Annotated in this window: 11 protein-coding genes; 5 read left to right on the forward strand and 6 right to left on the reverse strand. The window is 39.4% G+C overall.

Annotation, left to right across the window (positions count from 1 at the left end):
• The 3 genes from MRT15_RS06365 to MRT15_RS06375 form a co-directional block, all read right to left on the reverse strand.
• Positions 1–338, reverse strand: a 338-nt coding sequence (locus tag MRT15_RS06365) for a DUF362 domain-containing protein (protein ID WP_304328990.1), incomplete at its 3' end; no start/stop codon positions are given.
• A gap of 197 nt (positions 339–535) precedes the next feature.
• The gene (locus MRT15_RS06370; protein ID WP_304328992.1) at positions 536–979 is read right to left on the reverse strand and encodes a HEPN domain-containing protein; all 444 of its coding nucleotides are present in this window, start codon (positions 977–979) and stop codon (positions 536–538) included.
• On the reverse strand, positions 972–1,736 hold the full coding sequence (locus MRT15_RS06375) for a nucleotidyltransferase domain-containing protein (protein ID WP_304328994.1): 765 nt from the start codon (positions 1,734–1,736) through the stop codon (positions 972–974). Before MRT15_RS06375 ends, MRT15_RS06370 begins: the two co-directional genes overlap by 8 nt.
• A gap of 220 nt (positions 1,737–1,956) precedes the next feature.
• Here MRT15_RS06375 and MRT15_RS06380 point away from each other — a divergent pair, with 220 nt between their 5' ends.
• Positions 1,957–3,213, forward strand: coding sequence for an ATP-binding protein (locus MRT15_RS06380; protein ID WP_304328996.1), 1,257 nt, complete (start codon positions 1,957–1,959; stop codon positions 3,211–3,213).
• A gap of 234 nt (positions 3,214–3,447) precedes the next feature.
• Here the strand turns inward: MRT15_RS06380 and MRT15_RS06385 are convergent, their stop codons facing one another.
• Positions 3,448–4,824, reverse strand: a complete 1,377-nt coding sequence (locus MRT15_RS06385) for an ArsB/NhaD family transporter (protein ID WP_304328998.1) — start codon at positions 4,822–4,824, stop codon at positions 3,448–3,450.
• Between the two features lie 156 nt (positions 4,825–4,980).
• Between MRT15_RS06385 and MRT15_RS06390 the strand changes: the two genes are divergently transcribed.
• The 3 genes from MRT15_RS06390 (at position 4,981) to hypF (ending at position 9,010) form a co-directional block, all read left to right on the forward strand.
• A complete protein-coding gene (locus MRT15_RS06390; protein ID WP_304329000.1) occupies positions 4,981–6,315 on the forward strand; it encodes a hypothetical protein in 1,335 nt (444 codons plus the stop codon).
• A 25-nt stretch (positions 6,316–6,340) separates the two neighbouring features.
• Positions 6,341–6,598 carry a winged helix-turn-helix domain-containing protein gene (locus MRT15_RS06395; protein WP_304329001.1) on the forward strand — a complete coding sequence of 86 codons (258 nt, stop codon included), beginning with the start codon at positions 6,341–6,343 and terminating at the stop codon, positions 6,596–6,598.
• A 90-nt stretch (positions 6,599–6,688) separates the two neighbouring features.
• Complete coding sequence (gene hypF / locus MRT15_RS06400; RefSeq protein ID WP_304329003.1) at positions 6,689–9,010, forward strand: carbamoyltransferase HypF; 2,322 nt, start codon at positions 6,689–6,691, stop codon at positions 9,008–9,010.
• A gap of 5 nt (positions 9,011–9,015) precedes the next feature.
• Here the strand turns inward: hypF and MRT15_RS06405 are convergent, their stop codons facing one another.
• A complete protein-coding gene (locus tag MRT15_RS06405; protein ID WP_304329005.1) occupies positions 9,016–10,323 on the reverse strand; it encodes an amidohydrolase in 1,308 nt (435 codons plus the stop codon).
• An 83-nt stretch (positions 10,324–10,406) separates the two neighbouring features.
• Here MRT15_RS06405 and MRT15_RS06410 point away from each other — a divergent pair, with 83 nt between their 5' ends.
• Complete coding sequence (locus tag MRT15_RS06410) at positions 10,407–10,934, forward strand: type 1 glutamine amidotransferase domain-containing protein (RefSeq protein WP_304329006.1); 528 nt, start codon at positions 10,407–10,409, stop codon at positions 10,932–10,934.
• Between the two features lie 89 nt (positions 10,935–11,023).
• Here MRT15_RS06410 and MRT15_RS06415 read toward each other — a convergent pair whose 3' ends face one another.
• Entirely contained in the window at positions 11,024–12,067 is a 1,044-nt protein-coding gene (locus MRT15_RS06415; protein WP_304329008.1) for a histone deacetylase family protein, read from the reverse strand.
• Positions 12,068–12,310 lie beyond the last annotated feature (243 nt).

Raw genomic sequence — 12,310 nt, forward strand, 5'->3', positions numbered from 1 at the left:
GCTTTTGAATTCCTCACAACTTCAAATTCATCATTATTTAAATCCACAAGCTTAACCCCATAAACTTCATGAAGTTTATAGTAGCCAAGCCTCCTATAAGCATGGAAGGTTTCACACCAACCAGACCCCTCAGCCACAACAACCTCATACCCTCCACCCAAATACCACTTAACCAAAGCTTCAACAGTATCAACTGGAGTAGTTGTGGGTGGAGGTTCATCCAATATGAGATTAGGCTTCAAAACAACCCTACGAAAGTTTGGTTTTGGGAAATACTTCAACCCAACATCAACCATTGAATGGGGATTCATCCCCCTAACAACTACAACCCTAGACATACCAAACAATATTATGGAATGCAACTATGTTTAAGCTTACCTATGCATTCTACACACGTTTAACTGTGAAGAATAGAGTGCAACAATTTTATAACCACCTATTCTCTAAGAGATTTATGGGGATGATGAGGGTAGGTGATCGGGTATTAATGATGCCCGGTCCCTCGTCTCTGAACCCCAACCAAATTGAACCTTTTTCATTCCACACTTATATTGTATATTTGTGATAGGAGTTTTGCGCAAGCTTCAAAATGCTTCTTAGCCATTTCATAAGCTTCAGGAGCATAATCTTTGAAGTAATCTGCATCTAAACCTTCCTCATAACCGTAACCAGCAAGACCCCTCAACTCAGCCAATTCAGAAATTACGTTGGCAAGTTCTGGTATCATTGATTCAAACCATCTTGGAATACCCTCAACCCCCAATAATTGTTTGAAAGCTAAACTTACATCATGCTCCTTCGGATACTCTATTCCAAAAGCTATTAAAACCGCCTTTGAAGCTTGCTCCACAGCCATTTGTGAAGAGTAAACCACGTCATCCCATCTACCATCCTCCAAAGCCCTCAATGCACTCTTCAACCACCTCCAACCCCTCCTCAAAGCTAGTTTTGCAAGATCCACATTTGTTACGCTACCCAAATGTTATAACCTCCCCAACTTTGAAATCCCTCTTCAAAACCCAATAAAACCTCCCATTTGGTAGTGTAATTCTCATGGAACCTAAATCCTCAAGCCTCCTCCTCAACGATTGTAGAATTCCACTTAGAAATTCATCTCTATCATATAGGATTATCCCATCTATCAATGCATCCAAGTAAATCCTATTAAACCTCTTAGCTTCCTCAACACTTAAAGTGTAATTCTGTATTATTGGGTGATATCCAGCTTTCAAAGCATCCAAATACTCCAAACTCTCAGATAATCTAGCTTTAACCCTACCAACCTCCCTAACCCTATCCCAAATAGGTTTACCCTCCCAACCATCAGCTATTATTAGGATATCTATATCACTATTGGCATCCCAATCCCCCCTAGCCACAGAACCAAAGAGCATAATACTCACAAGCCTATCACCAAAGAATTCGAAAAGCAATTCACAATACCTCCTTATAACTGGAACGTAATGGTAGTGTGGTATCCTCTCCAAATTCCTAACTTTAAATTCACGGCCACGTAAAGCTTTATCCAAATCTTCCAGTATCCTACTAACCTCAACCCCCCTGCTAGTCAATACATATAACCCATCAACTAAATCCACAAGCCCTAAACCCATAAGCTTCCTCAACTTCAATGTAAGCATCCTAGGATTACCCACTATCAACTTGAGATCCTTAAATCTAGCAGCCTTAACCTCCCGCAACCTCATCAAAATCCTATAGGAATACTCATCATACATACAAAACAAAGTATAAAAAATTATATTTAAAGTTTACATTTTTACACCATAAAATAGATCCAATGGGTGGTTTATGAAATTATACTGACATTTAAACCATAAGGTAAATGAAGAAAATTACGCTTAAATTAAAATGGAGGAATAATTGATGAAAATATATTTAAAATATTTGCAATATAAATGCAAATATTTTTAAGTGTTATTTGCATTATAATTGCATATGGAAAGTCAGAATCCATGGTGGTATGGTGAAGTAGATGGTAAGTATGAGGAGTGGAAGAAATCTCCAGTGAAATGGGAGCCTCCAATACTGAGAAGATTTAACTTTAAACCATACTCATTAAACTTCTTAGTGGGACCAAGACAAGTTGGCAAAACCACAACCTTAAAAATATATATACATAAACTCCTTTCAGAAAATGTTAACCCAAAATCGATATTCTATTTCTCATGCGAAGAATTAACTGATTTTAGAGAGCTTGGAGAAGTAATCGATAATTATGCGAGTTTTAGGGAGGCAAATAAAATTTCATCTTCCATCATAATCTTAGATGAAATAACATTTGTGGAAGATTGGCATAGAGCTATCAAAGCCAGAATAGATAGGGGGGTTTTCAAGAGTGACATATTAATAATAAGTGGATCTGCAAGCTTGGAGATTTTAAGGCAAAAGGAATACTTCCCAGGTAGAAGGGGGAGTGGAATAGATATAAACTTCTATCCATTAAGCTTCCCAGAATACCTCAAAGCATTAAAGGGGTTAGAAACAGTTAAAGGGGATATTTTGGAAATTGAGAAGGTTATGGAAGCCAACAAAATACACAAACCAGTATTAAAGGAATTCTTCAATAAATATATGTCTACAGGTGGATTCCCATTACCAATAATAGAATTCTTCTCGAAGGGGAGAATATCATTTGAAACTAGGAAGATCTACATAGACTGGCTGAGGAATGATTTCAGGAAGCTTGGGAGGAATGAAAGTTACATGAAGGAGGTTTTAGCCTACATAGTGAATTCCCAATGCAACCCAATAAGCTGGTTAAGTATATCAAGGGAAACCTCTATTGCCTCGCCTCACACAGCACAAGCCTACGTTGAAGATCTGAAAAACCTATTCGTCACTGAAATCATAAACTTCCTCTCACAAGATTCAAAAATCCTATTTAGGAAGAATAAGAAGGTTTACATAATAGACCCATTCCTCTACACAACAATCTGCGAATACGTGAAAGTAGAGGCACATAAGCCTTCACTCCTAGAATCCATAGTAGCATCGCATCTAACGAGAAAATATGAAACATTCTACTGGAGGAATAAAAGTGAAGTTGACTTAATAATTAAATTAAACGGAAAACAAATTGGAATAGAGGTGAAAACGAGCCCAAGAAGTTGGAGGAAGCCAAAACATCTAGATAAAATTCTAATCTTAACAATGGAAGAAATACCATTATTCCTGAGCAGCATAGACTTTTAAACATCCACATAATTAAATTGGATTTATTGAAGGGAAGATTAACACATTACAGTTTAATATTTCTTATGAAGCTTCTGGAATGGGCATTTACCATACCTGTGAAATGGGCATGCCGAACAAAAGGCACTCCCTGAATTGCTCGGACCCTTCTCAATCATTTCCAACGCATAGTTAAACATTGATGCTTAACATTTAAACTTTGAGATGCTTCAATTGAATTCTATTCCACTTAGACTAGATGGATGGGGAGGGGAGGGTTAATTGCATGTGGAATATGTCTATCTCAATCCAGAGTATTATGGATGCCACAACAACCTCAAATATGGACACAACAGATCCCACTCTAAGGTAATCTATAAGCTTAATCTTCATCCCCTTCCTACGCATGGTTTCAAGCCACATTAATATTGCCAGTGAACCTAGGGGGAAGAAGTGTGGGCCGAGATTGTTCCCAATAATATTTGAGAATATTAGATTTGTGATATGTTTTGAATCCATATTATTTGAGTTGTTTATAATTATGTGTTCTATGGATATAAGTCCAAGTATTGTCATAGGCCAATTATTCATGAAGCTTGCACCAACCGTGACTATGAAGCTTAAGGCTATGGATGACAATACTGATGGCAGTTTCAATGCTTCCATGAACAGGTATGCAATGAAATCCACAGCTCCAACATGCCTCAACCCTTGAACGACGAGGAATATGCTCAACATGAATAAAATTATATCCCAATTAATATCCCTTGCAATGCTCTTCAACCCCTTCCTCTCTTCAACGAATAAATGCTCTTCCAATGATATTATGTAAACCACAAGTAGGAATATGGCTCCAGAACATATAACCAATGAAACGGGGATCCTATGAAGGGAAGCAAAAACATACCCAACATCTATTGCAGCTAAGGTGGCTATAGCCAGCATTAAAAGGTTTCTTGGAATTATGTGCCCAGTATCCAAAGCCTCCACAAGATTGAGGGGGTAGGATTTTGGAACCCTCTTCCTGAAGAATAAGTAGACTATTATGAGGCTTGTCACAATGGTAACCAAAGCCACTGGACCCATGAATAATAGGTGATCTATGAAGCTATACTTGAAGAAGTCTGCACTCACAATGTTTATTGGATTGCTTGTTATGAGGGGCATGGCCGCCGTGTCAGCTATGAGTCCAGCTGAGAATAGGTATGCAAGCCTCCCCCTCTCATCTATCTTCAATTGACTTATGATCTCAATGACTATTGGCGTCAATATTAGCACAGCACTATCATTGGCGAAGAGTATGCTGACACATGCAGTGAGTAAGGCAATATAGAAGTATAACTTCAAACCACTACCACCAGCCAACTTAGCCACCTTAACAGCAGCCCACTTAAAGAATCCCATAGCATCCAAAGTTACAGATAAAGTTACAATCCCAATGAAAGCTAAAGCTGCATCCCAAATATCATAGAATGCATCTATGGCATCACTCAAACTTATAGTTCCAAAGATCAGTGAAGCGGTAGCACCAATACCTGCAGCTAAACCAAGACTTATACCCTTAGGCCTCTTTATCATTAAATATAACGTCACAATGAATATGGCTAGTGAAATGAAGGCTTTAAAGCTCAACCCCCTCCCCCGCAAAAAGAGGATAAATGATGGATATATAAACCTTTAATTAAGCGTAAATTTAGCATGACTAAGCAATTATGCTCACAATATGTAAGCTCAAAATGTGCCTCAAATTTAAATGGAAATCTCAAGATAATTGTTTAACGATCAGCCGTGCGTAAAATAGTATCAATACCAAGCTATTCAACTGCAACCTTAGGGTTAGTTGATGGAGATCTAAATGTGGGGGAAGGTGCAACAATAAAAGCTGAAAATGGATTGGAGAGCATAAAAGTTTCAGGTATAGTGAATTGTAGGGGGGATTGCCAATTCAAATGCGGTTTAACAGCTGAATCACTGAATGGACGTGATGGAGATATAACCATTGAAGGAGACCTATCAGTAAGCAATGTGAAAATTAGGAGGGGCAGCCTACACGTCACTGGAAACATAATAGCAAAAACACTAGATGTAGACAAAGGGGTTACTGTGGGGAGAGACTTCAACGTTGAAAAAGCCACCGTAGGTGGAAGCCTAGAAATCAATGGAAATACCAAAACCATAGATGTAAATGTTGGAGGCTCATTCAGAGCAAATGGAAACGTGGAAATGGAAACAATAGAGGTGGGTGGAGCAATAGAAGTTGAAGGGAAGTTGAGGGGGTCAATAATTAAAGTTGGAGGATCATTTAAGGGGAAGGGACCTGTGGAGGTGAAGAAGATATCTGCTGGAGGGACTGTTAAAATTGAAGGTGAGGTGAACATTGAAGATATAGATGTTGGTGGTAAAGTTGAAATTAATGGTGGTGAAGTTAAAGGTAAAATAAGTGTTGGGGGAAGCTTCGAATCGAAAAGCTCCCTCAAATTCAATAAGATAGATGTTGGTGGCAGTGTAAAACTCTCCAATAAATGTGAAGGTGGAAGCATAGAGGTTGGGGGGTCCCTAAAAGTTGATGGAGATTTAAAATTCACAAAAATAGAGGTTGGGGGATCCGTTGAAATAACGGGAAATGCTGAAGGTGAAGAAATCGATGTTGGGGGAAAGGTAATTGTGGGAGGAGCATTAAACATATCTGGAAAACTTGCTGTTGGAGGAACTGCTGAAATTAATGGTTACGTAAAAGTGAAAGATATAGATATTGGAGGATCCATAAAAGCTTTAAGAATTGAAGCTTCAGACTCCATGAAAGTGGGAGGACGAATAGAGACATCAGAAGGAGCGAAAGCAACACATATAAGGGTTGGAAGGAGGGGGGAAGTTATTGGACCATTAATAGGCGTAAACATCGTAATAGGGGAGAGAACTAAAGTTGAAGACATATATGCAGAAGATTTAACATTAGAGGAAAACGTGAAAGTTAGAAATATTTATGCAAGGAGGATATACATGGAATCCGGATGCAGAATACTTGGAGAAGTACAATACACTGAAAGTCTAGAAATTGAGGAAGATGTAGTATTCACTAAAACCCCAGTAAAAGTTGAAAAGCTACCTCAACCACCATTCTAATGAAAAATTAAAAGTTGATGAAGCTATGAATAAGAGAAGAACAAAATATGAAATATACGCCGAAATACTGGAAGCAGTTTTGAGGAGGGGACCATTACCGATAACTAGAATAGCTTATGGAGCAGGCCTACCAGTGGATAGAGCTAAAAGAGCTGTGCAATTCCTAGTTAGCAAAGGTCTGCTGAAAGAGGAAAATATAGGAGACATGAAAGTTTACATTCTAACCAAGAGGGGTGGAGAACTCCTAGAAGCCTTAAAGGTGATAAGGAAATATATGAGTTAATGAAGGTAAACTCTTCATCAATAACATTATTAAGCTTAAATTTACATTCTATCTGTTAATGGCTTTCATGGGTACTGCATTGGTGAATTTATGGTTAAAGCTTTGAGGATTAGGGTTGTGGGTGTAGTTCAGGGGGTTGGATTTAGACCATTCATATATAGGCTTGCCACAAGCCTAAACCTTAAGGGGTATGTCGTCAATCTTGGTGGTAGTGAAGTTGAAATCCACATTGAAGGTGAGAAAATCGAAGATTTTATGAAGAGGATGAATTTGGAGAAGCCTCCACAAGCAAAGATCCTTAAAGTCATTGTTGAGGATGTTGAGCCCATTGGGTTTGATAGATTTGAGATTAGGGAGAGTATGAGGAAGGCTACTGTTAGGAGTATGATTCCACCAGACATAGCCATATGCGAATACTGCGTTGAAGAGGTTTTAAATGATAATACAAGATTCCACAATTATCATTGGAATAGTTGTGCATGGTGTGGACCTAGATTCTCAATGATGTATAAGATACCATACGATAGGGAGAATACAAGTATGCGTGTCTTCAAATTCTGCAATGAATGCTCATACGACTACTCAAATCCAAATAATATTAGGAGATTTCACGGTCAAGGTATAAGTTGCCCAAAATGTGGACCAAAAACACATGTATATGATATGGATGGATTGGAGGTTAAGGTTGAAGATCCACTTGATTTTGCTGTTGAAAGGATACTTGGTGGAGGTATATTGGCGGTTAAGGGGGTTGGAGGATACCACATAGCATGCCTAGCTTCGAGAGATGATGTAGTTGCTGAATTGAGGTTTAGGAAGAGGAGGCCGATGCAACCCTTCGCACTCATGGCCAGAAATTACGGTGTAGTTGAAGAAATTGCAATTCCACCTGAGGGGGCTAGGGAATTGCTGGAATCTCCTCAGAGACCAATAGTCATCATGCCTAGGAGGGGTGGAGCTAAAGTCTCTGAACTTGTGGCTCCAGGATTGAATACCATTGGAGTTATGCTACCATACACGGCATTCCAACACTTACTATTAAGGGGGATTCCAGATGGCTTCCTAATAATGACCAGTGGGAATCCACGTGGGAAGCCCATGTGTAGGAATCTTAAACAAGCACTTAAAGGACTTAGGGGGATAGTGGATTACATAATTGATCATGATAGGGAGATAGTTCATAGAGTTGATGATAGTGTAATTAGATTCACAGATGGTGAACCAACATTCCTTAGGAGGGGGAGGGGGTATGCGCCTGAATGGATTGAAACTGGAATTGAATTGAGGGATTCCATAGCCGTGGGAGCTGAACTACAAACTGCTGGAGCTGTTGGATTTGAAGATAAAGTGATAGTGACACAATATATTGGCGATATAGATGAAGCAGCTCAACTTGAAGAACTCGACGCTGAATTGTCATGGTTAATAGAAACATACCACTTAAACCCGGAGATAATTGCCATGGACATGCACCCACTATACAGTAATAGGAAGCTAGCTGAAAATATGTCAAAGAGATTTAACGCCAAATTAATTGAGGTGCAGCATCACCATGCACATAGCGCTTCAATTATGGCTGAATATGGATTTAAAGTTGAAGATACGGTTGTAGCTATAGCTATTGATGGAACTGGGTATGGGGATGATGGTGGAATATGGGGTGGAGAAGTACTATTGGCAACATACACATCTTATAGGAGGATTGGAAGTCTAAAACCATTCCACCTACCAGGAGGAGACACAGCAGCAACATACCCAGTTAAACCATTGATAAGCTTAATGGCATCGGCAGGATACAGCTGGGATGAAGTCAATAATATACTTGAGGAAAGGGGGTTAATGAATACACTACCACATGGAGTTAAAGAGGCAAACATGACTTACATGATGGCGAAAAGTGGGAGGGGGGCATTGGTTACAAGTATGGGGAGAACCCTAGATGCCCTCTCAGCAATACTCGGCGCATGCACATTAAGAACATATGAGGGGGAACCGCCAATGAAACTTGAATCAATAGCAGATTGGGGGAGGGAAATACCATACAAACCAAGAATAATCGATGTGGATGGCATATTAAGAGTGGACACCACAGACCTATTAAAATGGGTTATAAATGGATTGGAATCAGGGTATGATGTGAGGGATCTTGCAAAGACCGTGCTGGTAAACCTTGGGAGAGCTCTTGGAATCATAACCTTAAAAGCGATTAGGGGGGCTAGGAATATCAAGCAAACAGTATTGGCAAGTGGTGGGGCTGCAGTAAACACCCATATAATTAGGGGGATTAAGGAGGTATTAAAGGAAGAGGGTTTAGAAATCCGCCTCCCAAGGAAAATGCCGCCTGGAGATGGTGGAGTAGCTCTGGGGCAATTAATGATAGCCAATTGTAAATTGGAGTATGAGGGGGTTTAGGTGGGTTATTGAGGGTTAATGGTTAAATCCTCCAACTCTCCAGCAACCTTTACAGCTTCCTCAATAGTCTTCTCCTCATCCACCACCCTAATAACCCCATTAACCATTATGGGTTTACCATTTATGATTACGGTATCCACATCACCACCATTTAGACAGTATAGGATCGTGTAGTATACGTCTTTTATGGGGATAACCTTAGATTTCCAAGCATTTAAAACTATGAGATCAGCCTTTGCACCTTTACCTATGAATCCAAGATTCTTGAAACCTAAATTCATGGCTGCATCAACAGTTGAAGCTTTAATTACATCAATGGGTTTCAATGCAGATGCACTACCATACTTCAAATTCTGTGCTGCCAACATGAACTTCATCTCCCTAAACATATCTAAATCACCACAACTCAAAGGTCCATCTGTAGCTAGGGATATGGATGCCCCTCTAACCATCAAATCCATTATGGGAGCAATGGCTTGTCCACCACGCATCTTAGTGAAGGGGGCATATGCAATTCTAGCCTTAACCCTACCAAGGAGATTCAACTCATATTCATCCACAACATAGGAGACGTGGGCTAGAAGGTGTTTTGCTCCTAGAATGCCGAGGTCATCAGCCAACTTTATTGGCGTAACACCATAAGACTCCTTAACAAACTTAACTTCATCCCTAGATTCAGATAAATGCATATGTATTGGTATGCCAGTATCCATGGATATAGATACAGCTTCCCTCAAAGTCTCAATACTACATGAATACAACGAATGAACCCCAATCATCGTGGATAAAGAATCACTGAAATTGAAGTATTTCTTAGCAAAAGATAATGATTCTTTTAGGCTATGCTTAGGAGGCCCCTCATGTAGATCTATAACTGTTTTAGCTAAAACAGCCCTAACACCAGTCTCCACAACAGCTTTAGCAATCTCTTCAGCATAGAAGTAATGGTCGGCGAAGGCCGTTGTACCAGACCTTATCATTGAAATTATTGAGAGTAAAGCCCCAACATAAACATGCCTAGGTTTAAGTTGAGCTTCAATATCCCAAACCCTCCTAAGCCAATCAAACCCAGAAACCCCTGAAACAAACCCCCTAAAAATGGACATGGGTGAATGGGTATGGGTATTTATGAGTCCAGGCATAACAATACTCCTAGAATCACCATAAACAACCTCAACACCATAATCCCTAATTAAACCTAAATCTCCAACATCAACTATAACGCCACTATCAGAATCAACCACCACCACACCATCCCAAAAAACCCTTGAATATTCATCCATGGTTACAATTATGCCCCTAACCCCAAACAACAAAACACACCAATAATAGTTAATATGCAACAAACATTTAACCATAAACCTTAAATCATGCATCCAACAAAGGGAGAATAGAGGTGATTTATATCTCGCATAAAGTTAAGAGAGTAGCCATCCTAGCTGGACCAGAATACGAAGACCTAGAATTACACTACCCATTATTAAGGCTTAAGGAAGCAGGATTCGATGTGAAAGTTATAGCACTCACAAAAGATCCAGTTAAAGGTAAACATGGATTAACAGTAAAACCAGATTTAACGTTTGCTGAAGCTAAACCTGAAGAATTTGATTGCGTAGTAATACCTGGAGGATGGGCGCCTGACACACTTAGGAGATATAAGGAGGTACTTGACTTCGTTAAGAATATCGCCGCAAGAGGGATAGTAGCAGCCATATGCCATGGACCACAAATACTAATATCAGCAGGACTCCTAAAAGGTAAACGCATAACCTGCGTATCAGCCATCAAAGACGATGTAATAAATGCTGGAGCAGAATACCTAAATGAACCCGTAGTTGTAGATGGAAACATGATAACCTCAAGAATACCCTCAGACCTACCATACTTCTGCCAAGAAATAATAAAAGCACTACAAAAGGAATAGGGAGATAAAACTCGCAAAACCAACCCTCACCCACAAAATTCAAATCAAATTTTTAGAAAAATAAACATCAATAAAGAATACTCGACAAATCAAAGTATACTTAACCCCCAATAATCCCTTAAAACCCTATTAAGCTCTTCAACAACCCTCCCCCTAGGAGGTTTAAGCTTAACCTCAGGTTTTAGAACTTTAATGCCAATTATAGATTCAACATAAGCCTTTAAACCCATATTTAAACCTTCACCATAACCCCCCTCGAGGACGGTTACAAAGGATTTAACCATCCCAGAATGCATTAAACCCATGATCATGGAAGCTATTGTGGAATATGTGATTTCAGTGGCTTCCAACATTGTTAATGGATCACCCACATGGGAATCGAATCCAGCTGAAACCACAACCCCCTCAGGCTTAAAAACTTCAATTAAAGGTTTAACCACATTGTCAAGCAACCATAAGTATTCAGGGTCACCAGTGAATGCTGGTAGTGGTATATTTATTTTAGATCCCTCAGCACCAATGCCACCAACATCCCAAACACTTCCAGTTCCAGGGTAAATCCCCTCTTGATGAAGATCCACATGCAAAACTTTAGGTTCCCTCCAAAAAATGTCTTGAGTTCCATTACCATGATGAGCATCAAAATCCAGTATCAATACTCTCAATCCAGAATCAAGCATGGCATGGGCAGCTGCAGCGGAATTGTTGAATATGCAGAATCCAAGGGTTGGAGCACCCATAGCCCAACCATCCCTACCAGCATGATGACCTGGAGGTCTAGGCATAATAAGCCAAGGCTCACCAGACTCTAAGGATTTAATTGAAGCATAATATGATGTGGAAATAAACCTAGATGCAACTTGAAAAGTTTTCCCAGTAACATACGTATCTGAATCTATATAGTGAAACCCCCTCCCACACTCCTCCTCAATAAGGGATATATAATGCTTCGAATGAATCAACTTCAACTTCTCAAACTCACCCTCAAAAGTCCCATGAACCCTAATACCACTCCAAGCTTCAGAAGCCTTTAAAACATTAAATGCATCATCAACCCTCCTAGGATGCTCAGGATGCCTACCACTAGGATCTGAATGCAACCTATGAACCTCATCAAAAACCAAATTCAACACACAAAACACCACTAAAATATTATATTTTAATGTATTATATAACAACCCACATCAAATTATGCTTTCCCGAAATTTTAGCCTAAATAATTCCAATATGTTAGAAAAAATCACTACAGTTTTAGCCTAATGAATTTACTTAATTTCTCTAAAGCATCTTTTTCCTCTGGATCAATGAAATTCATTCCTTCCTTCTCAGCTGCTTTGCATAGATCTCTGTCAGAGCATACGAAGATAAAGGGTTCT

This window comes from Candidatus Culexarchaeum yellowstonense, assembly GCF_024707025.1.
Lineage (GTDB): Archaea > Thermoproteota > Methanomethylicia > Culexarchaeales > Culexarchaeaceae > Culexarchaeum.